Origin of the sequence: Nocardiopsis quinghaiensis (assembly GCF_008638365.1) — a bacterium.
GTDB classification, from domain to species: Bacteria; Actinomycetota; Actinomycetes; order Streptosporangiales; family Streptosporangiaceae; genus Nocardiopsis; species Nocardiopsis quinghaiensis.
In genome coordinates this window covers 318,964-343,063 of record NZ_VWVU01000006.1, presented here as the reverse complement: position 1 = coordinate 343,063, position 24,100 = coordinate 318,964, and the positions used below count along the sequence as shown (strand labels likewise).

General features: G+C 70.8%; 22 protein-coding genes, 1 tRNA gene and 1 pseudogene. 8 read left to right on the top strand and 16 right to left on the bottom strand.

Annotated elements, in window-relative coordinates; genetic code table 11:
• Positions 1-32 precede the first annotated feature (32 nt).
• The gene (locus tag FYX01_RS15405) at positions 33-770 is read left to right on the top strand and encodes a L,D-transpeptidase family protein (protein ID WP_150241881.1); all 738 of its coding nucleotides are present in this window, start codon (positions 33-35) and stop codon (positions 768-770) included.
• A gap of 41 nt (positions 771-811) precedes the next feature.
• On the opposite strand, the gene FYX01_RS15400 is transcribed toward FYX01_RS15405, so the two are convergent.
• Complete coding sequence (locus FYX01_RS15400) at positions 812-2,356, bottom strand: stealth family protein (protein ID WP_223830485.1); 1,545 nt, start codon at positions 2,354-2,356, stop codon at positions 812-814.
• Positions 2,357-2,800: 444 nt separating this feature from the next.
• On the opposite strand from FYX01_RS15400, the gene FYX01_RS15395 reads away from it, so the two are divergent.
• The gene (locus FYX01_RS15395; protein ID WP_150241877.1) at positions 2,801-3,565 is read left to right on the top strand and encodes a PP2C family serine/threonine-protein phosphatase; all 765 of its coding nucleotides are present in this window, start codon (positions 2,801-2,803) and stop codon (positions 3,563-3,565) included.
• A gap of 410 nt (positions 3,566-3,975) precedes the next feature.
• The gene (locus tag FYX01_RS15390; protein WP_150241876.1) at positions 3,976-4,392 is read left to right on the top strand and encodes a hypothetical protein; all 417 of its coding nucleotides are present in this window, start codon (positions 3,976-3,978) and stop codon (positions 4,390-4,392) included.
• Between the two features lie 101 nt (positions 4,393-4,493).
• On the opposite strand, the gene FYX01_RS26680 is transcribed toward FYX01_RS15390, so the two are convergent.
• The 3 genes and pseudogenes from FYX01_RS26680 to FYX01_RS15380 form a co-directional block, all read right to left on the bottom strand.
• Complete coding sequence (locus FYX01_RS26680; protein WP_223830484.1) at positions 4,494-4,925, bottom strand: 4a-hydroxytetrahydrobiopterin dehydratase; 432 nt, start codon at positions 4,923-4,925, stop codon at positions 4,494-4,496.
• 145 nt (positions 4,926-5,070) lie between these two features.
• A pseudogene (locus tag FYX01_RS27045) lies at positions 5,071-5,184 on the bottom strand (DUF2267 domain-containing protein); the annotation flags it as partial.
• Positions 5,185-5,201: 17 nt separating this feature from the next.
• On the bottom strand, positions 5,202-6,026 hold the full coding sequence (locus FYX01_RS15380; RefSeq protein WP_150241874.1) for a DUF2306 domain-containing protein: 825 nt from the start codon (positions 6,024-6,026) through the stop codon (positions 5,202-5,204).
• Positions 6,027-6,409: 383 nt separating this feature from the next.
• Here FYX01_RS15380 and FYX01_RS15375 point away from each other — a divergent pair, with 383 nt between their 5' ends.
• A complete protein-coding gene (locus FYX01_RS15375) occupies positions 6,410-7,300 on the top strand; it encodes a polysaccharide lyase (RefSeq protein ID WP_150241871.1) in 891 nt (296 codons plus the stop codon).
• Positions 7,301-7,337: 37 nt separating this feature from the next.
• Here FYX01_RS15375 and FYX01_RS15370 read toward each other — a convergent pair whose 3' ends face one another.
• The 4 genes from FYX01_RS15370 to FYX01_RS15355 all read right to left on the bottom strand — a co-directional run bounded on the left by FYX01_RS15370 (position 7,338) and on the right by FYX01_RS15355 (position 11,414).
• Entirely contained in the window at positions 7,338-8,594 is a 1,257-nt protein-coding gene (locus FYX01_RS15370) for an FAD-binding protein (protein ID WP_150241869.1), read from the bottom strand.
• Between the two features lie 135 nt (positions 8,595-8,729).
• Entirely contained in the window at positions 8,730-9,401 is a 672-nt protein-coding gene (locus FYX01_RS15365) for a DUF2306 domain-containing protein (RefSeq protein WP_150241867.1), read from the bottom strand.
• Between the two features lie 196 nt (positions 9,402-9,597).
• Positions 9,598-10,284, bottom strand: coding sequence for a response regulator (locus FYX01_RS15360; protein WP_150241865.1), 687 nt, complete (start codon positions 10,282-10,284; stop codon positions 9,598-9,600).
• Positions 10,281-11,414, bottom strand: coding sequence for a sensor histidine kinase (locus FYX01_RS15355; RefSeq protein ID WP_150241863.1), 1,134 nt, complete (start codon positions 11,412-11,414; stop codon positions 10,281-10,283). The genes FYX01_RS15360 and FYX01_RS15355 overlap by 4 nt, the downstream gene beginning before the upstream one ends.
• Positions 11,415-12,064: 650 nt before the next feature.
• Here FYX01_RS15355 and FYX01_RS15350 point away from each other — a divergent pair.
• From FYX01_RS15350 to FYX01_RS15340, 3 genes are all read left to right on the top strand, one after another.
• Positions 12,065-13,192, top strand: a complete 1,128-nt coding sequence (locus tag FYX01_RS15350; RefSeq protein ID WP_223830483.1) for a hypothetical protein — start codon at positions 12,065-12,067, stop codon at positions 13,190-13,192.
• A 691-nt stretch (positions 13,193-13,883) separates the two neighbouring features.
• Positions 13,884-14,282: a helix-turn-helix domain-containing protein gene (locus tag FYX01_RS15345; protein ID WP_223830482.1), complete on the top strand. Its 399-nt coding sequence runs from the start codon at positions 13,884-13,886 to the stop codon at positions 14,280-14,282.
• Positions 14,275-14,787 carry a HipA N-terminal domain-containing protein gene (locus tag FYX01_RS15340; protein WP_223830481.1) on the top strand — a complete coding sequence of 171 codons (513 nt, stop codon included), beginning with the start codon at positions 14,275-14,277 and terminating at the stop codon, positions 14,785-14,787. The genes FYX01_RS15345 and FYX01_RS15340 overlap by 8 nt, the downstream gene beginning before the upstream one ends.
• Positions 14,788-14,887: 100 nt before the next feature.
• Here the strand turns inward: FYX01_RS15340 and FYX01_RS15335 are convergent.
• The 4 genes from FYX01_RS15335 to FYX01_RS15320 form a co-directional block, all read right to left on the bottom strand.
• Positions 14,888-14,963, bottom strand: a tRNA-Arg gene (locus FYX01_RS15335).
• A 200-nt stretch (positions 14,964-15,163) separates the two neighbouring features.
• Entirely contained in the window at positions 15,164-16,099 is a 936-nt protein-coding gene (locus FYX01_RS15330; RefSeq protein WP_223830480.1) for a glycoside hydrolase family 16 protein, read from the bottom strand.
• 558 nt (positions 16,100-16,657) lie between these two features.
• Positions 16,658-17,743: a hypothetical protein gene (locus FYX01_RS15325; RefSeq protein ID WP_223830479.1), complete on the bottom strand. Its 1,086-nt coding sequence runs from the start codon at positions 17,741-17,743 to the stop codon at positions 16,658-16,660.
• Positions 17,744-17,924: 181 nt separating this feature from the next.
• Positions 17,925-19,181, bottom strand: coding sequence for an aspartate aminotransferase family protein (locus FYX01_RS15320; RefSeq protein ID WP_150241855.1), 1,257 nt, complete (start codon positions 19,179-19,181; stop codon positions 17,925-17,927).
• A gap of 169 nt (positions 19,182-19,350) precedes the next feature.
• Between FYX01_RS15320 and FYX01_RS15315 the strand changes: the two genes are divergently transcribed.
• Complete coding sequence (locus FYX01_RS15315; RefSeq protein WP_150241854.1) at positions 19,351-20,814, top strand: NAD-dependent succinate-semialdehyde dehydrogenase; 1,464 nt, start codon at positions 19,351-19,353, stop codon at positions 20,812-20,814.
• Positions 20,815-20,935: 121 nt separating this feature from the next.
• On the opposite strand, the gene FYX01_RS15310 is transcribed toward FYX01_RS15315, so the two are convergent.
• The 4 genes from FYX01_RS15310 to FYX01_RS15295 all read right to left on the bottom strand — a co-directional run bounded on the left by FYX01_RS15310 (position 20,936) and on the right by FYX01_RS15295 (position 23,919).
• A complete protein-coding gene (locus tag FYX01_RS15310) occupies positions 20,936-21,625 on the bottom strand; it encodes a GntR family transcriptional regulator (protein WP_150241852.1) in 690 nt (229 codons plus the stop codon).
• A 60-nt stretch (positions 21,626-21,685) separates the two neighbouring features.
• Entirely contained in the window at positions 21,686-22,438 is a 753-nt protein-coding gene (locus FYX01_RS15305) for a maleate cis-trans isomerase family protein (protein WP_150241850.1), read from the bottom strand.
• 32 nt (positions 22,439-22,470) lie between these two features.
• Entirely contained in the window at positions 22,471-23,271 is an 801-nt protein-coding gene (locus tag FYX01_RS15300) for a maleate cis-trans isomerase family protein (protein ID WP_150241848.1), read from the bottom strand.
• 165 nt (positions 23,272-23,436) lie between these two features.
• Positions 23,437-23,919, bottom strand: coding sequence for a DUF3830 family protein (locus FYX01_RS15295; RefSeq protein ID WP_150241935.1), 483 nt, complete (start codon positions 23,917-23,919; stop codon positions 23,437-23,439).
• Positions 23,920-24,100 lie beyond the last annotated feature (181 nt).

Genomic DNA, 24,100 nt, shown 5'->3' with positions numbered 1-24,100 from the left:
AGAAGCCCGGACGCGGTGGGTAAGGGGGACGTATGGCAACCCCCCGATCACTCCCCGCGTGGAACACGATACGAACCACCCTCCTGGCCCTGGCCGCGGCGTTCGCCCTCGCCGCGGCCACGGTCGTGACCGCTCCGGCCGCTCACGCCGCTCCGGCCCCGGCCGCCGGCGGCCCGGAGGTGCGGCAGGGCGGTACCGGGCCCGAGGTGGCCGCCGTCCAGGAACGCCTCACCGAGCTGGGCTACTGGATCGACGGCGTGGACGGACGGTTCGGTCCCAACACCGAGCAGGCCGTCGTGGCGCTGCAGAAGGCCGCAGGGATCGCCCGCGACGGCATCGTGGGCCCCGACACCCGCTCCGCGCTCGCCGAGGGCGTACGTCCGGAGGCCGCCAGCTCCTCCGGAGACCTGCTGGAGATCGACCTGGAGCGGCAGCTGCTGCTGGTGGTCTCCGACGGCGGGGTGGAGCGCGTCGTCAACACCTCCACCGGTTCCGGCCGGCCCTACGAGTCCTCGGACGGCACCGAGCGGATCGCCACCACCCCGACCGGTACCTACACCGTCTTCCGCGGGGTCGACGCCTGGGACCCCGGGCCCTACGGGGCCCTGTACAGACCCAAGTACTTCAACGGCGGCATCGCCGTGCACGGGTACCCGGTCGTCCCGTCCCAGCCCGCCTCCCACGGATGTGCCCGGGTGAGCCTGGACGCGATGGACTGGCTCTGGGAGAGCGGCCGTATCGACGTGCACACCACCGTCCTGGTGCGCTGACCCGTGGGGGCGGCCCGGCCGGGACCGGGCCGCCCCGTGCCTCACCGCTCGAAACCGCTCTTGAAGGGGAAGTAGTCGCCGAGGAACTCGTCGACGCGCCTCTCCGCGGACTCCTTCGGATCAGCGGTGTCGTTCACGCAGAAGGTGTCGAAGTTGCGCTGGGACAGCAGGGTCTCGGTCCGGGACCGCACCGCGTCGAAATCGGCCAGGTTGAGGTAGGTGTAGCGCATGCCCCCGACCACGGCCCTGCCCGTGAACAGCGCGTAGTAGTTGTGCAGGGACGACGGTACGGAATGGTCGTCCGGGTGCCGGAAACGCGACGCCGCCGTTCGTGCGAACACCTCGGGGAACTCCTTCTCCAGTTCATGGAGCACCGACCGGCGCTGCGGAATCGGCGTGTGCTTGAACTTGGACACGGGCACCCTGCCGAAGTACTTCTCCAGCAGCGCGCTGTTGCGCTTCGCGGCGGCGTCCACGGGCTGGTCCTCCTCACTGGCCTCGCCCAGGCCGAAGCGGTAGAGCGAGGGGTTCAGCTTCACGGTCCCGTTGGGGTGGAAGAAGTGGGAGGAGGACACGGGGCGGCCGAAGAACACGTCGTCGTTGAGGTACAGGTAGTGCTCGGACAGGCCCTCGATGTGGTGCAGTTGCGACTCGATGGCGTGCGAGTTGAACACCGGCAGGACCGACGGGTCGCTGAAGATCTCCTTGTGGTCCACCACCCGCACCCGCGGGTGGCTGGTGTCCAGCCACGGCGGCGTCTGGCCGTCGGTGACGATGTAGACGTTGCGCACGAAGGGGGCGAACATCTCCAGCGAGCGCAGGGAGTAGAGGAGTTCGTCCCGGCTGGTGTAGCGGGAGTCGGAGGCGGAGTGAGGGTTGGCCGGAGCGCTCTCGCCGAGGTGGGAGTCGCGCTTGGCGCGCCAGGCCTCGTCGGATCCGTCGACCCACGTGTAGACGGCGTCGACGGGAAAGGTGAGGTCGGTGGCGAGTTCCCAGGTGAAGGCGGCCAGGGTGGGATGGTCCTGGTCGCCGATCCTGACCTCGGCGGCCTCCCGGGCCCTTCCGGGGATCACCTCGCTCACCGGGTTGGGCTGGGGTGCGATGAGTGACTTCCGCAGGATGTGCTCGGGCGCCACGACCCGGAGCCGGGCGAGCCTCTCCTCGTGGCCGGGCGACTCCAGGAACCGCTCGCCCTCCTGCCAGAACTCCACGGTGAGGCCGTGGGCGGGGCCGACGACCGTGGGACCCCGGTCGCCGGTCACGTACTCTCCGAGCCGGATCACGGGGGCCCGGCGGAGCCGGCGAAGCCGGAACGGGGACAGCGGCCGGTACCCGTTGGAAGTCTTCACGTACGCACCGCGAAGGCTGTAACAGGACGCGAGGATCGAGAGGACCTCGGTCCTGTCGTCCTCGAGCACGGCGACCGAGTGATGGTACGTGTGGTCGGACCGGGCGATGAAGTAGTCGATCTCCCGTTCACGCAGGAGCTCGGTGAAACGGTTCGTCTGCTGGGCGACGAGTTTCTCGATGTCGAAAGGGCCGGACCAGCGCCGCGCGAGGACGGGTTCGAGCCGATAGGTCGACATTGTGAGCTCCGGGTTCCTTCTTCTGTGCCTCCACACGACAGGAAGGAAGAGGGTATTCCTGGCCGGAATAGGAACCATTCTCCTGAGAACCCTTCTGACCCTCCGGAAGTAATAGGGGAGATTTTGCATGTGGATCCATCCCGTTGCCGTCTTATTTTCGGAAGGGGGATGTGGAAAAGCATTTCTCTCTTCGTGTGCGGTTCGTTACTCCCGGTGTGGGGCGGGAGCCCTCCTCGCCCGCCTCCTGGTCGGAGCCGGGCCGTGCCATGTCCGCAGCATCCAGAAAAATACCGAATCGTTCACCTACCCGAAAGTAGGGCATTCCATGGGTGCAGTGCCAACGGGGTAGGTGCGACTGGGTAGGCAGGGGTGCGACCGCCGCGGTCCCGTGCCGGGGCCGCGGTGTCCGCCACAGGTGTGCGTCAGGGAACGGGGGAGCCGGGCATGTCCTTCCGCGTCGCCACGGAGCCGGGCGGTCCCGGCCGTCCCAACGAGGACTTCGCCGCCGCGACCGCCACCAGCGCGGTACTCCTGGACGGGGTGAGCGCGCCGCCGGGCGTGGACACCGGCTGTGTCCACGGGGTGGCCTGGTACACCCGCAGGCTCGGCGCGCTGCTGTTGGCCGGGGCCGACGCGGGGATCCCCCTGCGCGAGGCCCTGGCCGAGGCGGTCACGACCGCCTCCGCTCTGCACGCCGACACCTGCGACCTGCGCAACCAGGAGAGTCCGTCGGCCACGGTCGTGACGGTGCGTGTGGGCGCCGGTGGGCTGGAGTACCTGGTGCTGTCCGACTCCGTGCTGCTGGTGGAGGGCGCGGACGGGGTACGTGCGCTCACCGACACGCGGCTCGACGTCCTCAGGGACGGGTTGGCCCGTGAGGGGCGGCCGGGAGACGCCATCCGTGCCTACCGCAACGTGGCCGGCGGCTTCTGGACGGCGGGCGCCGATCCCCGGGCGGCGGAGGAGGCGTTGACCGGAACCCTGCCCGTGGGCCGCTTCACCGCCATGACCGACGGGGCGAGCCGAGCGGTCGACGTGTTCGGCGACCTGGATTGGGACGAGGCGTTCGCCCTGGTTTCGGACAGGGGCCCGCATGCCCTTCTGGCCCGGGTGCGTGCGCTGGAATCCGCTGATCCGGAGCGGAGGAAACATCCGCGAGCCAAGGGAAGTGACGACGCCACGGTGCTGGCGTGGACGCCTGAGGGCTAGTTTCGGTCAGTCCTAAAACGGATATTCAGTTACGTTAATTTCCAGGGGCTCCTGCCCGGATCTCTGCTTTCCCAGGTGGCGCCGTTCCCTGTCCTTCTGTCCTGGAGGACGTTTCATCCGGGACTTCAGATGGCCTTTGATGCGCTTTGCCACAGAAGTTCACAGTGGCCCCGGCAAGAGCGGGGACGTCACACACCGAGGAGACCGACGCCTCTCAGGAGTCGGAGCTTTCGGCGCTTTCGTGTGTCGTGTTCATCCGGTAGATTTCCCCGTAACCGAACAGTCGGGGTCGCCTCCACGACAGCCGGTCTCCGGCCCTCGGCGTTCTCTCCCTTTCTTGTGCTCATGCGCGCCGCGCAAGGCGTATCCCCATCGAAGGCATCCACGAATCGACCGGTGAAAGGAGAAGGTTGACCACCACGGGTGTTCTCGAACCCACCGGACCCAACAGGGCCCTCGGCCGCACCAGCTGGCTGGACCGGGTCCTCGCGACCCCCAGCGCCGCCGTCGTCGAGCGCCACCTGCCCGTCCGCGCCCTGGACGGCTACGAGCGGCGTCCCAACCCCCTGAACGCCGAGACCCCCGCAGAGTTCCTGTTGACCATGCGCCGCTATCTCGTCTGGGCGGGCGACTGGTCCTACCTGGAGCTGGAGTACCTGTGCGGGGGAGCGGTGAAGCGGTCCACCTTCCAGCAGGTCCTGGAGGGCACCGAACTGCCCGGGTACGTGTTCCTGATGGCCTTCGTGACCGCCTGCGCGGGCGAGGACGCGGGCGAGCGCCAGCGCTGGATGACCGCTTGGCGCAGGCTCCGCTCCGCCGGGTACTGAGACCTCCCCGGACGGCCCCGCGCACGGGGAAGCCGTCCGGCACGGGTTCGAACGGCCGCCGACCGGGTGGGGACGGCCCACGAGCGCGATCGGCCCCGCACTCAACCGCCCGAGCCGATCGCGGCCACCGCCTCGTCGATGCGCTCGGCCATCTCGATGTCCCTGGTGGTCACGGCGCCGACCGACGCGGTCCGGACGGTGAACGCGATCCCCGTGTCGGTGAACTCGTGCTCGTAGGAGTGGTCGATCTCGTGCGCGGCCCGGTCGATCCGGTTCAGCAGCGGCGTGACACGGACCCTCGGCAGGTCCACCGACCTGGTCAGCCCCGTGGTGTCGCCCTCCCATTCACGGAGCCGGCCCAGGGCGTGTTCGAGCGTGGCCCGGTCCAGGCGGCTCGGCATGCCCGACTGCCCGGTGTCGGAACGGCCCATGGCTCCGTTCGGGTCCTGGGACCACTGGGCGAACTCCTCGGGCAGCCGGGAGGCGAGCGCGTCGGCGAGCTCGGGCTCGCTGAAGTGGATGCCCGAGAGCACCACCCTGGTCAGGTGCGTCGCCCTCTCCGGCGGGCAGCCGATCCGCTCGCCGACCTCCTGGGCCAGCTGGCCGGAGGTGCTCGGGCTCCGACTCCTGGCGCGGGGCCGGGACGCGCTTGCCCAGCCCCGCGGGAAGCTGCTCCACCAGCCGGTCGCGCGTCTCGGGGTCGACGTGCCGCGCCAGCTCGCCGGTCACGGCCTCGAGCGCCCGCTGGGCCTCGTCGTCGGACACGTTTCCGTGCTGGGTGACGTGGTCCATGAGTTCCTGGTACGTGATCATCGTCCCTCCAGAGCACTCGGCGTGCCTCGCTCCTCCTGTGTCCCTCTCTTCTGACCTACCGCCACCTGCTCAAACGCCACACACGGCCCGGATACCGACATGTCAGCGCGAGTCCGGCCGCCCCTGCCCCGGCGGGACCTCCGCAGGTACCACTCGGCGACGAGGAGGTTGGGCACCCAGCACAGCCACGCGATGCCCTGGTAGACCTCCCGGAAGACCGCCTCCTCGTCACCGCCGTGCGCCGGACCGACCAGCGGTGTGAGGGCGGGTAGCAGCAGCATCATCAGCACACGCAGCGTCACCCCGGCCATCGTCAGGGCGAACAGGCGCAGCATCCACTCCCGGTGGTCGGCGTGACGGCCCTGCCGGATCGCGCGGTACCCGGCCGCGCCGACGGAGAACCACAGCACCGCCAGCAGCGAGAAGCCCGCCTGCGCGGCGAAGCCGTAGGTGCTCATCACGCCCACGACCAGCCCGGAGAGCGCCCCGGGGAAGACCCCGGCGAACAGGTGGATCCGGCCGATCACGCGGTGCGCCCGGCCGCGCCGCAGGGCGGGGAACAGTTGGAGGGGGGCGGTGACGAGTGCGAGGACCGACGCGGCCACGTGGACCAGCAGGAACGGGTAGTGGAACGGCCGGTCCGGCCGCAGGTCCACCTGGGATGTGCCGGGGTCCAGCCCCACGTAGGCGGAGGCGGCGAACACGGCGAGCAGCGCGCACAGCACCGTGACCGCGACGAGCACGACCGTGGCGCGGCGCCGGGGGCGGACGGGGTCCGGCCGCGCCGGGGGACGGGAGGAGGTGGGGGATGAGGAGGCCATCGGTCTTCCTTCGGAGGAGCCGGACGGGGACACCTCCAGACTGGTCCGTCGCGTGCGGTGCGCGGTATCGGGTTTCTCCCGGAAGGTTCGGCTGCCACGGACGCGGTCGTGGCCGGTACCCCCCGGCACCCCTAGGGGACGCCGGACCCCGCCCGGTGAGCGGCAGTCGGTCGACGATCAGGCGGTCGCGGCACGAAGCGCGTACCGCGCCCGGTGGCCGCGGTACGCCGGCAGGGCTCGCCCGCCTCCGCGGCCCGGCCGCGGAGGCGGTCCCACCTGCGTGAACGGAAGGCGAACGGAAAGGTCTGACCGTGTCGCTCGCCGGACGCACGTGACCGGCGGAAGAGGATGGACCCCATCGCCGATGCGCAATGGAGACGTCCGTGAAAGCCAAGACCCTGCTCGCCTCCGCACTCTCTTCCACGGTGTTGTCGACCGTGCTGGGCGCCGCTCCCGCGGCCGCCGACGCCGTCCCCTCGCTCACGTACCGGTACAACTCCTTCGAGCGCCCGGCCGCGGGCGGCGCCTATCCCCTGACGGAGTGGGAGAAGGACGGGTGGTACGCCCCCTACGAACTGGGGATGGACGAGCGCACCCTCATCGACGACTCGGTTCCCGCCCACGGAGGCGAGAAGTCGCTGCGCGTGTTCTACCCCGAGGGGGAGATCGGTCCGCGGAACTCCGGCGCGCTGGCGCCGTTCGAGCTCGACCCGGCACACGAGTACTACCTGTCCTACTGGGCGCGTCTCAGCGAGGACTTCAGCTGGGGGAGCACCTCGTTCGGTGGAAAGCTCGGGCTGGGCCTGGCCGGGGGCTCGGCGTGCTCGGGAGGGCAGTCCTGTGACGGCGGGAACGGCTTCACCTCGCGCATGATCTGGCGTCGCGACGGCCGGGCGGCCGTGTACTACTACCACATGGACAAGGAGGGGAAGTACGGCGACGACGCGGTTCTGCGCGTCGACGGCACCGACGTCCACTACCCCCGGGACGAGTGGGTGAACATCGTCCAGCGGCTCAGGACCAACACCGTGACCAACGGCCGGGCCAACCCCGACGGCGAGGTCGAGGTCTTCTACAACGGTGAGTCCGCCGCCCTGGTCACCGGCCTGCGCCTGGTGTCCAACGACGACCTGGTGGACAAGGCCTACTTCTCGACCTTCTTCGGCGGGTCCACCGAGAAGTTCGCACCGGCCAACGACAGCTACGTCTGGTACGACGACATCGAGGTGTCCGCCTCGCGCGCCGACGTCTGCGGCCTCGTCGACTGTCTCTGACCGCTCCGGCGCACGGGGGCGGGCACCGGAGCCTCCGTCACGCGCGGGGGAAGAGGCCGTCGACGAAGGCGTTGCGGAACTTCCCGGCCGGGTCGAGGCCGAGCATCAGGCGTTCGAAGTCCGCGGCGCGCTCGTACCTGTCGGCGATGTCCGGTGCGGCCATCGTGGTGAGCTTGCCCCAGTGCGGGCGGGCCCCCAGCGGCAGGAGGCGTTCCTCCACGGCGGACAGGACCGGCGTCACGGCCTCCGGGTCCTTGAGCCAGGTGAAGTGGAAGGTGACGCAGTCCCGGCCGTGTGCGGGGCTCAACCACAGGTCGTCCGCGCGGACCGTCCGCACCTCCGCGACGTGCAGCGCCGGGGCCAGCAGGTGTCCGATCCCGCGGAGGGCGGTGAAGGCGGCCCCCGCGAGTTCCCGGGGCACGTAGAACTCGGACTGCAGCTCCTCGCCCGCACTCGGCTCCAGCTCGGGCCGGAAGTGGGGGAGGCGCTCGTGCCAGGGGCCGGCGGATCCCATCTGCTCGGTGCTGGACCCCGTGGACATCCCGGGGACGGGGTGCACCGGCCCCGGCGCGGGTCGGCCGCCGCTCCACCCGCCCACCGGCCGGTCGGTGCGGTGTTTGAGCCACACGGCGCCCTCGTCGCGCCAGTCGGTGAACAGGCTGACGCTGTAGGCCGCGCCGAACACGTCGTCGACGTGGTCGGCCACCTCGTCCAGGGGTACCCCGACACGGACCCGCTGGGCCATCTCGAACGCCGGCTCGATCTCCAGCGAGAGCCGGGTGACGACGCCGAGCGCACCGAGCGCGACCACCGCGCCGGGAAAGGCCCCGGGATCCGCCTCGCGGCTCAGCCAGGTCAGGTCGCCGTCGGGGCCGACGAGCTCCACGGCGCGGACGGCGGCGGACAGGCAGCGCCGGCCGTCGCCGGACCCGTGGGTGCCGGTCGCGCAGGACCCCGCGACCGAGATGTGCGGCAGCGATGCCAGGTTGGCCAGCGCGAAGCCCCGTTCGTTCAGCACGGTGACCAGCTCGGCGTAGCGCATACCGGCGGCGACGGTGACGGTCGAGTCCTCCGCGTCGATCCCGGCCTCCGCGGGCAGGCCGTCCAGCCGCACCAGGTCGTGGTCGGAGTCGGCGACGAGGTTGAAGGAGTGGCCGCTGCCGAGAGCGCGGATCCGTGCGCTGTCCCGGACGGTGCGGCGCAGCTCGTCGACGGTCCGGGGGCGGTGGACCCGCGGACTGCCGAAGGTGACGTTGCCGGCCCAGTTGACGACCTGCGTGTGCGGCGTGGACATGGGCCCTCCGGTGGTGGGGTGAGCGGCGTACGGTCCCGGTCGCCCGGGTACCGTCACGGGGTCAGGCGGCACCCCGGAGGATAGTCGCAGGGCTCCACGCGCGGTTCGGGCAGGGGCGCGCCCCGGAGGGGTCCTTCACCGGGCCTCCCCCACGCGCGGAGCGGGGCGGGGACGGGCGGGTCCGGCCGGACGCCTGCGGATGATCCACTCGGCCACGACGACGTTGACCACCCATCCGGCGCCCATGAGCATCGCCCTGCTGAACTCGCCGGGAGCGCCGACGAGCAGTGTCCAGGGCAGATGGGTCAGCACCTGGGTGCCCGCGCCCAGCCCGATCGCGTAGCCGCGGATCATCCAGGCGCTGTGCCGGGCGATGTCCCGCCGCCGCACCGCGGCGAGGCCGAGGACGAGCGACAGGGCCATGGCCGCGCCGAAGACGAGCCGTATGACGGTGAGCAGGCCGGTGTCACCCTCGGGGATGGCGTAGAACAGGGTCATCCACAATCCCGAGAGCGCCGCGGCGAGTCCGAGCGGAACCAGGAGCCGCCCGGCCGCGCGGTGCCAGCCGATCCGCCGCCGGCGGATGCCGGGGACGAACTGGAAGGCTCCCAGGACGCAGTACAGGCTGGCGCTGAGAACGTGCAGCACCACGGGTACGGGCGAGGCGAAGAACCGGGCGTTGTCCGGCGTGATCTGGGCGCCGCCGGTCAGTTCGCCCACGCGGACGGCGCCGGCGGCCAGAGGTACCGCGCTGAGCAGGATCAGCAAGGTGGGAACGAGCCACTCGCGTCGGCTGGAGGAGGTCACGACGAGTCCCTTCGTGTTCGTGGCGACCGTGACTTCGTGTCTTCCGTCGCCATGACTCGATCGTGGCGGTCGAGGGGGTGGCGGCTCATCGGAACATGGGCCTGAACCTGGTCGGCCGATAGTACGAGGACGGGGTCCTACTTCGGTCACGGGTCCAGCACCACGCCTCCGGTGCGGGCCGCCACGCGGTGCCCGGTCAGCGCCGGGGAGCGCCGCCGCGTCCGGACCCGTTCCCGACGCGGTCGGTCTCGTAGGCCCACATAGCGGCCTCGACGCGGTTACGTGCGCCGATCTTGGCCATCAGGCTGGCGATGTGGGTCTTGACGGTGCTGAGAGTGATGTGGAACTCGGCGCAGATCTCGCTGTTGGTCCGTCCACGCGCCACGGCGACCAGGATCTGTTCCTCCCGGTCCGTGAGCGGATCGGTGGGCTGTGCCAGCGGCCCGGCGGGCCCGGTGCCGGCGAACGCCCGGAGCAGTCGCGCTGTGACGCTCGGCGCGATGAGCGCGTCCCCGGTCGCGGCCGCACGGACCGCCTGGGCGAGCAGTTCGGGGCCCGCGTCCTTGAGCAGGAAGCCCCGGGCGCCCGCCTTGAGCGCGGCGTGGACGTAGTCGTCCAGGTCGAAGACGGTGATGACGACGACGGCCATCGGGTCGGCGACGCCCGGACCGGCGAGGGCGCGGGTGGCCTCGATACCGTCGACCCCGGGCATCCGGACGTCGAACAGGCACACCTCGGGCCGCAGCCGCCGGGCGAGCTCGACCGCCTCCCGCCCGTCGGCGGCCTCACCGACGACGTCGATGCCCGGTTGGGCGTCGAGGATCATCGTCAGGCCGGTGCGGACGATCTCCTGGTCGTCGGCGACGACCACCCGGATGCTCATGCCGCCCCGCTCCGGGGCAGCACGGCGGTCACGGTCCATCCCCGGCCGGGGCCGGGCGCGGCCTCGAAGGTGCCGCCCAGCAGGTGGGCGCGTTCGACCATGCCGATGATTCCGTAGCCGGGCGCCGCTCCCGGGCGCAGCGGGCCGGTGTCGCCGTCGTCGCTCACCCGCAGGCGCACCGACGTGTCGTCGGCGGTGACGCGGACCTCGACGCGAGTGACGTTGCGGGCGTGCTTCCGGGCGTTGGTGACCGACTCCTGGGCCAGCCGGTAGACCGCGGTGCCCACGGACGGGGGAAGACCGTCGAGCTGACATTCGAGGTGCACGTCGACGGCCGGGCCCGGCCCCTCCCGGCCCGCGAGCCGTTCGAGGTCGCCGACGCCCGGACTGGGCGCCAGGTCCGCCGGTGCGCCGCCGCGCAGGGCGCGGACCATGGTGCGCATCTCGGTGAGGGTGCGCGAGGCCTCGGCCTCGATCACCCGAAGGGCGTCGACCGCGCCACCCGGCCGCGACGCCGTGGCCAGCCCCGCCTGGGCGCGGATCGCCATCGCCGAGACGTGGTGGGCGACGGTGTCGTGCAGGTCGCGGGCCAGCCGCTCGCGTTCGAGCATCCGCACCTGTTCGAATTCGCGGGCCCTGGCCCCGGCCCGGTACCGCAGTGCCGCGCCCAGGGCGCCGACCGAGAACAGGACGGCGAATCCGCCGACCGCGTCGGTCGAGCCGAAGCCGTCGAAGGCGAGTTGGAGGCAGAACTTGGCGAGCACGACCGCTGAGCCCGCCACGACCTCGCGTCCGGAGCCCCACCGGAACAGCGCGTACGGCAGGAGCAGCAGATACGCCGTCGTGTACATCTCCGCGGACGCGTCACCCGCCACCAAGGGGACCAGTTCCGAGACGCCGAAGGCGATCACGAGCATCAGCAGCGGTCGGGTGCGGCGCCACAGCAGCGTGGGCACCAGTCCCACGACGACCATGACCGACAGGACCCGCAACGGGAGGTCCGGTCTCAGGACCCCTTCGGTCACCGCGATCACCGCGAGCACTCCTACGAGCGCCCAGTCCCACCAGGCTCGCGGTGGCGGGGGAGCGGGGCGGGGTTCGTCCCACACGGAACGGAGGAGACCGTGCACGGGACCATGCTACGGGGCCGGGCCGTGCCGTGGATCGGCCCAAAGTACGAGAAACCACCGCGGCGTAGCTGAGGAGGGCGGAGCGGGGTTCTCCGGCGGCCGCCCTCACCCCTGGGGCGCACCACCCGCACACGTGCACGGCCGCACGGCCAGTGCCCACCGCACGCTCTACCTCCTGTGGCTGGGTACCCCGCGCGTCCTCCGGATCCCCGCGCACGAGGATCACGGTCACCCATATCGGAAGTACGACCGCAGTACCGGGTGCTTCTCGGCTTCGGCCCGGCGCTTCGCTCGTTCTCCGGGCCGTGCTGCCAGGCCGGCGTCTTCTCTGTGCGGCTTCCCGAAAAGACGTCGGAAAAGCTTCAGAGTTTACACGTCATGTCGATGAATTCCAGAAAGATATTTCTCTCGGGGCGGCGCGAGAAAGAGCTGCGGTGTTACTTGATCGTCATTAATGGTTGCCCGCTCAGTGTCCTGTCCGTGGTTAGGATATTCGTTAGGTAATGGTCTGCGCTTTCTGCCTCCGCGTGACCCACCAGACATTCGCTTGCCCGGTTCCCCGTGTCATCGGCCGAGGACCGAGGCCTCCGCGTCCCCCTGCCCGGCCGTATCGAGAAGCACGGCCCGGGTTGATCCGAATGAGGATTTCCTTGAGTTTCCGTTCCAGAATCCCCGCACGCCGTATTCTCCAGGGTGGAGTCACGTTCGCCGCCTTCGGCGCGCTCAGTATCGTGACCGCCGTTCCCGCCCACGCCGAGAACGGAGAGGTCGGTTACGCGCACACGAACGTCGCGGGCGAGGCCGAGCTCACCGCGTTCTACCCGCGAGGCGGCGACATCCACGGCACCTACCGGTACCTGGACGCCTTTGGCGGCGAGGTCTTCGCCGCCTCCCGTACCTCCGTTCTGGTGGACGTGGTCGAGGACGAACTCGTCGCTCGTGCGATGTTCGAAGAGCTCCGTGTCGAATTCACGGAAGCCGATGTCGAGGCCATGCGGGCGGCGGTCGAGGACGGTGTCTCCCAGCCCGGCCTCGAGAACTCCGAGGGAGGATCCGACGAGCTGCTCCTCCAGGCGTCCTTCACCGGCCCCGAGATCGCGGTCACCCAGAACTGGGCGGGGGAGAGGGAGTTCTCCCACGATCCGGGCACCGAGTCCGTCGAGGTGAACGAGATCGGTGCCGAGATCTCCTTCTCCACCGAGACGGCTCCTTGGCACGAGACGCTCGAGAACCAGTCGCTGGTGTACCAGGGACTGGACGCCGAGCAGGAACTGTGGGGCGGGGTCCAGACCCTGGACATGGTCGTGACCTTCCCCGACGAGGGGTTCAGCGTCTCCTACGAGGTCGGCGAGATCATCGTCGCCTCGGACACCGACCCCGCCGGTGCCGGGGGCGATGAGGGCACCGGCGAGGACGAGGACACCGGTGACGGCGGCGGTGACGGCGAGACCGACACCGGCGACGAGCCCGGTACCGGCGGCGGTGACGACGAGCCCGGTGCCGGTGACGAGGGCGACACCGACGGCGAGGGTGACGGCGCCACCGGCGGCGAGGGTGACCCCGGTAAGGGCGGGGAGCCCGCTGACGAGGACGAGCGGGACGCCGTCGAGGAGGGCTCCGAGAACGAGTCCGAGGACGCGCTGGCCCGAACCGGCAGCCCGATCGTCGGCCTGGTCGCGGCGGGTGCCGCGATCGCCGCCGGCGGTGGCGCTGCCGCCTACCTGGCCCGCCGGAGGAAGACCGCCTCCGCGGCTTCCGAGGAGTCCGACGAGGGCTGAGCGAGGACGGCCGTACGAGACCTTGAGGCGGCGCCCGGGCCCACCCCCCGGGTGCCGCGCCGTGTGCGGCGGTGCCCGGCCCCGGTCCTGCCGGGGACGAGAGGACACCCCGCGACAGCTGGTTCGGCTACTCCTTCTCCGCCGCCACGCGCGCCGTGAACGGCAGAGGACAAAAGAAGATGCCCCGGCTGCTTTCGCAGGCCAGGGCATCTTCTTCACTGTCTCAAGGTGGTGCACTCGGGAGGACTCGAACCCCCAACCTTCTGATCCGTAGTGGTCCTACCATCCCATGAATAAGCCCAGGTCAACGGTGCCATGTCGGTCCTGTCGGGGGTGCCCTTCGCCACGGATTCGCCACGCCGCCAGAACCCGTCTCCCGGTCGGTCCCTGAGAGCTCTGCGCACCCTGCGCCGCCCATGCCGTGGGAGCCGGTTCGAGTCCCATGACCGACGTCAGACGGCGGCCGCGGGATGGTCTTGTGCCGCTGCGCAGGCCATGCCGCACGAAACCCACAGAATCTCCTCGGCAGGGCGAGTCGGAGATTCGTGTGAACGTCCCCCGCATGTTCATCGGTCCATCTGAAGGTGTCCACCGCCCGTGGGTTCTGCTGTCCCTGTTCGAGGACAATTCGCGTTTGTCCTCGTTCGAGGACATGCTTACAATGTCCTCGAACGAGGACGGAGAACATGCGATGCCGGAAGAGTTCACGCTGACAGGATGGTCCAAACTCGGCGCCCTGGTCCGCGACACCCGGCTCTCCCAGGGCCTCAGCCAGGCGGCCCTGGCAGCCCGGGCCGGTGTCGCCCGCTCCTGGCTGGCCCGCGTCGAGGCCGGACACCGCGGCGCCGAACTGGAGCCCTTGCTGCGGCTCCTCGCCGCCCTGGACCTCGCCCTCACCCTGCGATCAAACGGCGACGCGCCACAGGCGCAGCAGAGCCCCGATCGGACCCGTGCCGCACCCGCGCAGAAGACGGGCACCCAGCAGGACGAACCGGACGACGTCGGCGCCGACCTCAGGGCGGCCTCGCGAGCGCGCCGGGCCTCCTGGGGCCTGCCGACCGCTGACACCAGGAGCACCGACGATGACTGAGCGTTTGGCCGTCCTGCTGTCAGGTGAGGTCATGGGATACCTGGAACGCGCAGCCTCCGACGAGGACCCTACGTTCTCCTATACGGCCGAGTACGTGCGCGACGGCGAGGTGGCACTCTCCGCGCGCCTGCCCGTCCAACGAGCCGCACACCCGGCGCAGAGAGTCAAGCCGTACCTGTTCGGGCTGCTTCCCGAGAACGAGGACGCGCGCGCCGCGTGGTCCGACCAGCTCGGGGTCTCGGTCGACGATGCCTTCGGCATTCTCGCGGCGATGGGCTGGGACTGTCCGGGGGCCGTCCAGTTCTGTCGGGAGGAGGCTCTGGAGGAGCTTCGGGCCCGCGACGGTGAGCACCACCCGATCAGCGACACCGGGATCGCGGATCGGATCCGCGCACTCGCCGGCGGGAGCCGTCCTGGACGAGGTCGCCGAAGCCATGGACGCCGCCCGGCTGCTGGTGCTCGCCGCGTGAGTCGGGAGCGCACCGACTCCAGCCATGTGCATTGAATGTGCATCGGAGCCCTGAACGGGCCTCTCCAATGGACGGCACAAAAGAAGCCGCCCGAGCTGTTTTACCAGTTCGGGCGGCTTCTCCACTGTCTCAAGGTGGTGCACTCGGGAGGACTCGAACCCCCAACCTTCTGATCCGTAGTCAGATGCTCTATCCATTGAGCTACGAGTGCAGGCTGTTCAGTTGTGTGTCGCCCGGTCTCCCTGGCGACGTCTTTGACTCTATCACGCTGTCAGAGGGCCTCGAACCGTTTTGTGAGTGTGCGACCGGTCATGCCGGTCCGGGCTTCCGGACCGGACCGAGGCGGGGGCGGCACCGACGCGGAACGGTGCGTCGGTGCCGCCGACCCGGAAGCGGGTACGTGTCGGCGGGTCAGCACGCCCCGCCGGGGACGACCCCGTCGACGCGGGAGACGCCGGCGTTGCGCTGCCCGCCCACGCGCCGGTTGACCTCCTCGGGCGCCACGGACTCGCCCTGCTGGTGGTACACCCAGTCGACGTCCTGCACGTAGGTGCTCGGACCGCCGGTGTGGCCGCTCATGTCGACGAACCACTGGTTGAAGTTGATCGACATCGGCGACGACGGGTAGTACTTCCCGTCGTGCTCGGCCACCAGGTGCGTGTCCACGTAGTAGCGGACCAGGCCGCCCTCCACCTGGACCACCAGGTCGCGCCACCCCTCGAAGGAGCGGTCCACCACGTCGCTGGTGTTGTCCGCCACCCAGGGGTCGCGCTGGTAGGTGTGGTACGAGGTCAGGTACATGGCCTCCGCCGGGGCGCCCCAACCCGAGTTGGGCAGGTACTCGAAGTCGAGCTCGCTGTAGTCGGGGTCGTTGTCGTGGGCCAGGGGCGTGATCGTGTAGAAGGTCTGGAGCACGGTGTCGCCGTCCTCGCCGGAGACCGGGGCGTCGGCGAACCTGACCTTGGCGGCGTAGGTCCCCTCGTGGAACTTCTCCTCGCCGAAGGTCAGCTCGGCCTGGCTGGTGCCCGCCGGGGTGCCGTCCGTGGTCGAGGTCAGGCGCAACAGGGAGTCGCCGCCCTCTTCGGTGAAGGAGACGTTGTCAGCGTCCCAGGACGCGCCCGGCACGCCGGGGCCGCCGGCCCAGCTGCGGACGTTCCAGCCCTGGTCGCGCAGGGCCGGGTCGGTGGGGCCGCCGTAGTCGAAGTCGTCGAAGAACAGGCCGCACGACGCGGAGGTCCGGTCGGAGACCGTCTCCGCCTCGGTGGGGGAGCCGGTGGCGCAGGACGTCAGGGGGAGCGCGACGGCGCAGGCCAGGGCGACGCCGCCGACGCGGATGCGGGTGGGCACGGGGAACACCTCGGATTCGGGGAGGGGCCGGGGCGGGCGAGCACCCCGGCCGGGGAACGGCTGGAACGGGGTCAGCGTCACGTCGGGGGACACCGGCGCGTGGTCCCGGGCGTGGGAAGCGAGGTCCGGGACGTCGTCGAAGGCGAAGCCGTGGGCCTCGCCGTCCCCGGTGCTCTCGTGGAGGACCGCCGTGTGGCGGTTGGCGGTCCCGTGGCCGTGGAACGCCGCGGACTCCGCGGCCGGGAGGTGCCGCCGACGCCGGCGGGGGACGCTCCGCCGAGGAACGGTCTTCGGTCGGCCATCGGGATCGCCTCACGTGAGGGGCTGGAGAGACGGCCCCCAATCTGTCGACCGCGAAACCACGGCGTCAACCCGGGTCCGCGATCCTTTCGAGACGTTTTCGTGTTCCTACTGGTAACAAAGTTGCCATGTGGGCCATGTCATAGCCCGGCCGAAGCGTTTTCGGCGTCGCGGGTGAACGCTTTCGTCGCACGCGCGTGTCTGGAGGCATCCGTTGCCGCGGGGCGGACAGCGGGATTCCGCGGGGCCGACTGCCGGTCAGGCCTCCGGCGCCTCCAGGAAGCGTCCGGCCTCCAGCGCCCGGCCGACCAGCTCGTCCCGCGCCTCCTTGGCCGCCCGAGCGGCCAGAACCTCGTTCTGGAGCAGCTCACCGCTGCCCCCGTCGGACGCCGAGCGGGCGAGGAGCTCGGTGAGCTGTGCGCCGCGCGCCTCCGCCCGTTCGAGCTGCTCCCACTCCGTGTGGGCATCCAGTGCCTCCTCGACGGCGACGCCGTACTCACGGATCGCGTCGACCTGTGCCGCCAGCTCGCGGTACGCGGCCTCCTGCCGCTCGTGCTGTTGGCTCAGCAGGGCACGCACCCGGTCGGAGACGGCGTCGCGGGAGTCGGCGCGGTGCTCCTCGCGGAACCGGCCGTGGTGGTACAGCATCGAGGCGATCCGCCACTCCTCGTCGCGTAGCACCGTCAGCGACCGCGCCGGGTCGAAGGAGTCGCCCAGCCGCCGCTCCGCCTCCTCGACGGCGTCGATCGTCCTCTGCACGCGGAGTACCAGTTCGGAGCCGTGCCGACCGAGGTCGCCGGCCACCAGGTAACGGTCCGCGTACGCCGCCGCCAGCCGGTCGTTCCGGGGCCACCACCACCCCGCCCACAGGGCGGCGGCCGTGTACACGGCGCCCGGTGCGTGCCATCCGGCGGTGAAGAGCCAGTCCGGTGCCGGGAAGAGGAGCCATGTCGCCAGGGTGGCGGGCGCGAAGCCCAGGGACAGTACCCTCCACCAGCGTTGTCCCGCCCTGGTGTTCGACCACGGGGGAAGCCGGGGCCGGAACCGTACGCGGGTGGCGGCGAACCCCGCCACACCCACGACCGCGGTCTGGGCCAGGAAGGCGACGAGGTACGGAAGCGGCGACCACGACAGGAGCGGACCGCTCCCCAGCATCCAGGCCGTGCTCAGCGCGGCCACCGCCGTCCCGCCCGCCGCCATGCGCGTTCGGTCCGGAAACCGGGGCTGCCTCGCCCGGGCCGCTCGTGGGACGAGGGCGGACGGCCGCTTCCCGAGCCCGCGTGCGACGCGGGGCGGCAACGCGGGATCGAGTACGGGGCGCGAGCCGCCGCCCATGGCGCTCATGGCCTTCCTCCCGCGACCTGCCACCGGGCTCCTTCCGTCCGACTCCTCCCGTGTCCGACGCACGGCCCCGTCGCACGGTTGCCCCGGAGCGTCCGTCCGTACACGCCACCGCCCACACACGCCACCGCCCCGGCGCGGAAACCGTGCCGGGGCGGCAGTCCACAGACGGGACGGGCCGGGGTCAGCCCGCGACGGCCTCCTCCATGGAGGCCGCCCACAGGGACACCGCGTTGTCGACCTGCTCGCCGTTGACGACCAGCGGCGGGATCATGCGTACCACGTTCCCCTCCGGGCCGCAGGTGAGCAGCAGGAGCCCGTTCCTGGCGGCGGCCTGCTGGGCACGCGCCGCGGTGGCGCCGTCGGGCGTCCCGTCGGCGGCGGTGAACTCGTTGCCGAGCATCAGCCCCCGGCCGCGCACGTCGCCGATCACCTGGTTGGCCTCCGCCACCTTCTCCAGCCCCAGGCGCAGCCGCTCGCCCATGCGCGCGGCGTTCTCCACCAGGCCCTCCTCCTGGATCACGTCCAGGGTGGCGAGCGCGGCGGCGCAGGAGACCGCGTTGCCGCCGTAGGTCCCGCCCTGGGAACCCGGCCACGCCTTCTCCATGACCGCGGAGGGCGCGGCGACCGCCGACAGCGGGAAGCCGCTGGCCAGACCCTTGGCGGTGATGAGCACATCCGGGCGGATGCCCGAGGGCTCGTGCCCCCAGAACGTGCCCGTGCGACCGAAGCCGGTCTGCACCTCGTCGGCGACCAGCAGGAACCCGTGCTGGTCGGCGCGCTCGCGCACCCCCTGGAGGAAGGCGTCCGGCACGGGCACGTACCCGCCCTCGCCCAGCACGGGCTCGACGAACACCGCGGCGGTGTCCTGCGGGGAGGTCACCGTGGCGAGCTGGTAGTCCAGCTCGCGCAGCGCGTACGCGACCGCGTCGGCCTCGGACATCCCCAGCCGGTAGGCGTACGGGAACGGGGACACGGCCACGCCGGGCATCAGCGGACCGATACCCGCACGGATCTTGACGCCGGACGTGGTCAGCGACGCGGCGCCCATGGTGCGGCCGTGGAACGATCCCTGGAACACGATCACGTTCTGCCGGCCGGTCGCCTGCCTGGCCAGCCGCAGGGCCGCCTCCACGGCCTCGCTGCCCGAGTTCACGTAGAACAGCCGGTCGAGTCCCTCGGGCAGCACGTCCCCGAGCCGCTCGGTGAGCCGCAGCAGGGGGCGGTGCATCACGGTGGTGTACTGACCGTGGATCAGGGTGGCCACCTGCTCCTGCGCGGCGGCCACGACCCGGGGGTGGCAGTGCCCGGTGCTGGTGACGCCGATGCCCGCGGTGAAGTCGAGATAGCGGCGGTCGTCCTCGTCGTAGATGTAGGCACCCTCGCCTCGTGCGGCCACGACCTGGGTCGCCTGCTTGAGGATCGGGGAGAGCTCCGCCATGCGATGCCTCGATTCCGTGTTACGAGTTCCGTAGGATTGTTGACAATCGACGCTGCTATGGAAACATCCGGGCAGTGACGGTGTCCAGTGGACGCCCGTTGGGCAGTTCTGACCACAGGCCGGGGGCAGTTCCGAACCACAGGCCGATTCTCGATCGGGAGTAGTGAACATGTCGGATCAGGAAGCACGGGTCGTCGCGCAGGTGGACAAGAGGCTGTTCATCGGTGGGACGTGGCGCGACTCCGCCTCGGGGGACACCTTCCCGGTGGAGGACCCCTCCACCCGCGAGGTGCTCTGCGAGGTCGCGAACGCGGGGAAGGAGGACGCCCTCGAAGCGCTGGACGCCGCGGACCGGGTCCAGTCCGAGTGGATGAGGACGCCGCCGAGGAAGCGCAGTGAGATCCTGCACCGCAGCTACGAGCTGCTCATGGAGCGCCAGGAGGACCTGGCGGTCCTGATGACGCTGGAGATGGGAAAGCCCCTGGCCGAGGCCAAGGGGGAGATCGCCTACGCCGCGGAGTTCCTGCGCTGGTTCGCCGAGGAGGCCGTCCGCATCGAGGGGCGGTTCTCCATCTCACCCGACGGCAAGTCGCGCTTCCTCGTCATGCGCCAGCCGGTCGGTCCCTCCATGCTCATCACCCCCTGGAACTTCCCCATGGCGATGGGCACCCGCAAGATCGGCCCCGCCGTCGCCGCCGGGTGCACCATGGTGCTCAAGCCCGCCCAGCAGACGCCCCTGTCCGCCCTCGCGCTCGCGGGCATCATGGCCGAGGCGGGTCTCCCCGAAGGTGTCCTCAGCGTCATCCCCACCACCGACCCCGGCTCGGTCACGGAGCCGCTGCTGAGCGACGGACGCATCCGCAAGGTCTCCTTCACCGGGTCCACCGCGGTCGGCAAGAAGCTGCTGGAGCAGAGTGCCGGGCAGGTCCTGCGCACCTCCATGGAGCTGGGCGGCAACGCGCCCTTCCTGGTCTTCGACGACGCCGACATGGACGCCGCCGTGGACGGGGCGATGCTCGCCAAGATGCGCAACATCGGTGAGGCCTGCACGGCCGCCAACCGCATCTACGTCCAGGCGGGGGTCGCCGAGGAGTTCGCCGAGCGCCTCAGCCGGCGCATGGGCGCGCTGCGCATGGGCCGCGGCCTGGACGAGGGCGTCACCGTGGGTCCCCTCATCGACGACAAGGCCCGGGACAAGGTGCAGCGCCTGGTGGACGACGCCGTGAACCGGGGCGCCCGCGTGCTGGTCGGCGGCGGACCCGGTGAGGGCGCAGGGCACTTCTACCAGCCCACCGTGCTCGCCGACGTGCCCTTCGAGGCCGAGCTGTCCACCACCGAGATCTTCGGCCCGGTGGCCCCGGTGCTGCCCTTCGAGACCGAGGAGGAGGCGCTGCGGGTCGCCAACGACACCGAGTACGGCCTGGTCAGCTACCTCTACACCCGCGACCTCAACCGGGCCCTGCGGGTCAGCGAGGGTCTGGAGACCGGCATGGTCGGCCTCAACCAGGGCGTGGTCTCCAACCCGGCCGCTCCCTTCGGCGGGGTGAAGCACTCCGGCCTGGGACGCGAGGGCGGCAACGTCGGCATCGAGGAGTTCCTGGAGACGAAGTACGTGGGGATCGGCGGGATCTGACCGGACCGACGTCCGGGACCCGTGTGCCCGTGGGGGTGCGGTACGGCGCCTCCCGCGCTCCCGCCGGCACGCGGACTCCCGAAGGAACGAGGTGTCGCCGCCCCGGCCTCCGCCGGGGCGGTCAGGCGCCGGAGTCCGCCTCCGGGCCCCGGGCACCGTTGTTGATGCGGTCGACCGTGTCCGTCATGTGCGTCTCGATCAGCCGCATCAGCTCGCCCTCCGCCCCGTACACGATCGCGTCCAGGATGCGCCGGTGCTCGTCCAGGAGCTCCTCCGGCTCGGGGTACACGTCCTGCATCACCGTCAGGCACATCCGCGTCTCCACCAGGAGTGTCTGCGCCATGCGCTCCAGACGGCCGTTGCCCGCGCAGCTCACCAGGGTCTGGTGGAAGGCCTGGTCGGCGTCACTCATCGCGTTCCGGTCCCGGCTGGCCGCCGCCGCGACGAGCCGGTCCACGGCCGGGGTGAGCCGTGCGACCGCCTCACCCCGGTTGCCGCGCATGATCAGCTCGCACGCGGTCCGCTCGACGGCGAGCCTGGCCACGTAGATGTCCCGCACGTCGGCCGGGGCCAGCTCGCGCACGAACAGGCCCCTGTGCCGTTCGCTGCGCAGCAGCCCCTCCTGGACGAGGCGCTGCATCGCCTCGCGCAGCGGACCGCGGCTCACCCCGAGCTGTCCGGCCAGTTCCGACTCGCCGAGCTGGTCCCCGGGGGCGAGGGAGCCGTACATGATCGCCGATCGCAGCTGGTCGGCGATCAGCTCGGCGGTGGAGCGCCGGGGCACGGGTCTGAGCTGGCCGGGGGATGGCATGGTCTGCCTTCCTTTCGATTCGCGACATAACAGGACGAAACAGCGGACACGCCGTCGAGGCTAGCGGGAGGCCAGGGCGCTGTTGACGGCAGCCGAACCGGAGCGCAACAGCGTTCCCGGTCCGCTGCTCCGGCCCGCGGTCATCCCCGCCAGGCGCAACCCCTCCCACACGCTCACCTGGTTGGCGGTGAGCACGGTCCTGCCGAGCAGCGCCTCCAGGGGATCGATCAGGTGGGCGCTGTGCAGGGCGGTGTCCGGCACCAGGACGGCCTCGGCCCGCGGGTGGTCGTTGGAGATCACGAAGTCCAGGACGTCGTCCGGGTCCAGGTCGCCGACCTCGGCGGCGGTGGCGATGCCGTGGCTGCCCATCGACAGCACGGTCACCCCGGCCTCGGCCAGGAACTCCACGAACCGCTGGGAGACGTCGTCGGGATAGGTGGCGGCGATCGCCACGCGCGACACGCCCAGCTGGCTCAGCGCGTGCACGAAGGCGAACGAGGTGCTCGACGACGGTGCCCCGGTCACCCGGCGCACCCCCTCGACCTGCTTGCGGGCGCCCTCCCAGCCGAACACGAAGCTTCCGCTGGTGCACGCCCACACCGCCGCGTCCACCTCCATCGCGGCCAGCTCCTGCGCGCCCTTGGCGAGCACCCCCTCGCCGCCGACGTCGAGCAGGGCGTCCACACGGTGTGCGTCCTCGCGCATGAGCGTGTGCACCACGGAGAGTTCGACGTCCCCTCCGAGCAGGTCGGCGAAGGCCTTGTAGTCGTCCTCGGCGCTGAATCCGGGGTAGAGGAAACCGACGCGGGTCATGTGGCTTCTCCTTCTCGTCACGGCCCGCGGGGTCACGCGGCGCTCGGTGCGGCGACGTTGATCAGGCTCTGACCGTGGGCCACGGCCTGGCGCTTGGCGGCGCTCATCACCGCCCACATGGTGACCTGGTTGGCCGCGATCACCGGCTTTCCCAGCTCCCGCTCCAACGGCGCGATGATGTCGTAGGTGAGTACGTTGGTGCAGCTGATGAACACCGCCTGGGCGTCGGGCCGGTCCACCGAGTGCACCGCCGCGGACACCTCGGCGTAGGTGACCCGCCAGATGTGGCTGAGCAGGCCCAGCCCCACGCTGGAGGTCACGGCGACGTGGTGCTCGGCGAGGTAGGACAGGAGCCGGTCGGTCACGCTGTCCACGTAGGGCGTGACGACCGCGATCCGGTCGACGCCGAGCGCGTCCAGGGCCCGGACCAGCGCTCCGGAGGTGGTGACGGCGGCGGGCGCGCCGGCGTCCACCATGGCCTGGTACAGGCGCTGCTCCCCCTCCCGGCCGTGCACGAAGCTGCCCGAGGCGCACGCGTAGCCGATGGCCAGCGGTTCGGGGGCGAGCAGTGCGCGGACCGCCGGGGCCACGTTCTCCTCCTGGCACAGGGCGGCTGCCTGGTCCACCGTCACAGGTACATGTACGTACGGCAGCCGCGTGACATGCAACGAGACGTCGTCCGGCGTCCAGCGCCACAACTCGCGGTCGAGCGCGAAGTCGTAGGGCGCGATGACACCGACTCCCGCCTGCCACGGCGTTCGCGTGCTCGCGGCCAGCTCGACGATCTGGTGCTCCGCTTCGGTGTCCTTCATGTGGTCTCCATCGGTCCGCATCGGTCACTCACCTCCCGGGAATGCGTTGTCGTTCTCCGTCGGCGCGGGTGTGGTCTTCCGTGCTCGGGGCGCGGGTGCCACCCGTGTCCGGTCCCACAGCCGCTACGGGTGCCGCCCGTGCGTGGTGACGCGGACGTGCGGACACCGTGTGGTCCCGGCGCGGGGTCAGCGCTCCAGGCGTTCGTACAGCAGTTGTTCGCCGACGCTCCCGGAGCGCCAGACGTCGTTGCAGGCCTCGGCCATGGCGGGCAGGTTCTCGACGACGGTGGCGAACACGTTGCCGGGAACCCAGCCGACGTCGCCGTTGAGGAGCAGGTTGTTGCGTCCGTAGAACAGGGCGAGGTCGATGACGCCGGGCAGGTGGCCGATCCCCTTGTCCTCCTTGAACGAGCGGTCGAGCATGCCGCCGTCGAAGGAGAAGTAGACGACGTCCCCGGGGATCGGCGTGACGGTGGGGTTCTCCTGGCCGGGCTCGGCCCCGGCGAACCTCGGCACCATCGTGTAGACCTCGTTGCGCGCGTACTTGGCGTGCTGGACGGCGTCGCCCTGCGGCAGGGCGTTCCACACCGCCTCACAGGTGCGGGGCGCGTCCTTGTCCAGGAGTTCGGCCACGCAGGAGACCCCGCGTCTGGCCAGGGTGATGGTCATGTACCTGGGCAACTGGGTCGTCCCTTCGACGGCGGACAGCGGACTTGCGGGGAACAGCCCCCGCAACAGGGATGCTGATTGTCGACAATCCTATGGTCCACAGTCGGGATGCGGCAATAACCCCGGTGTGAGTGGGTATCCCGGGCGCGTCAGAGGTGGTGAGAGAGGTCCCGGTTCGGGG

Excerpts from the sequence above, each read along its gene's own strand:
- FYX01_RS15405 (WP_150241881.1), top strand. The coding sequence starts at position 33 with ATGGCAACCCCCCGATCACTCCCCGCGTGGAACACGATACGAACCACC.
- FYX01_RS15400 (WP_223830485.1), bottom strand. The coding sequence starts at position 2,356 with ATGTCGACCTATCGGCTCGAACCCGTCCTCGCGCGGCGCTGGTCCGGC.
- FYX01_RS15395 (WP_150241877.1), top strand. The coding sequence starts at position 2,801 with ATGTCCTTCCGCGTCGCCACGGAGCCGGGCGGTCCCGGCCGTCCCAAC.
- FYX01_RS15380 (WP_150241874.1), bottom strand. The coding sequence starts at position 6,026 with ATGGCCTCCTCATCCCCCACCTCCTCCCGTCCCCCGGCGCGGCCGGAC.
- FYX01_RS15370 (WP_150241869.1), bottom strand. The coding sequence starts at position 8,594 with ATGTCCACGCCGCACACGCAGGTCGTCAACTGGGCCGGCAACGTCACC.
- FYX01_RS15360 (WP_150241865.1), bottom strand. The coding sequence starts at position 10,284 with ATGAGCATCCGGGTGGTCGTCGCCGACGACCAGGAGATCGTCCGCACC.
- FYX01_RS15345 (WP_223830482.1), top strand. The coding sequence starts at position 13,884 with ATGCCGGAAGAGTTCACGCTGACAGGATGGTCCAAACTCGGCGCCCTG.
- FYX01_RS15340 (WP_223830481.1), top strand. The coding sequence starts at position 14,275 with ATGACTGAGCGTTTGGCCGTCCTGCTGTCAGGTGAGGTCATGGGATAC.
- FYX01_RS15325 (WP_223830479.1), bottom strand. The coding sequence starts at position 17,743 with ATGAGCGCCATGGGCGGCGGCTCGCGCCCCGTACTCGATCCCGCGTTG.
- FYX01_RS15320 (WP_150241855.1), bottom strand. The coding sequence starts at position 19,181 with ATGGCGGAGCTCTCCCCGATCCTCAAGCAGGCGACCCAGGTCGTGGCC.
- FYX01_RS15315 (WP_150241854.1), top strand. The coding sequence starts at position 19,351 with ATGTCGGATCAGGAAGCACGGGTCGTCGCGCAGGTGGACAAGAGGCTG.
- FYX01_RS15310 (WP_150241852.1), bottom strand. The coding sequence starts at position 21,625 with ATGCCATCCCCCGGCCAGCTCAGACCCGTGCCCCGGCGCTCCACCGCC.
- FYX01_RS15305 (WP_150241850.1), bottom strand. The coding sequence starts at position 22,438 with ATGACCCGCGTCGGTTTCCTCTACCCCGGATTCAGCGCCGAGGACGAC.
- FYX01_RS15300 (WP_150241848.1), bottom strand. The coding sequence starts at position 23,271 with ATGCGGACCGATGGAGACCACATGAAGGACACCGAAGCGGAGCACCAG.
- FYX01_RS15295 (WP_150241935.1), bottom strand. The coding sequence starts at position 23,919 with ATGACCATCACCCTGGCCAGACGCGGGGTCTCCTGCGTGGCCGAACTC.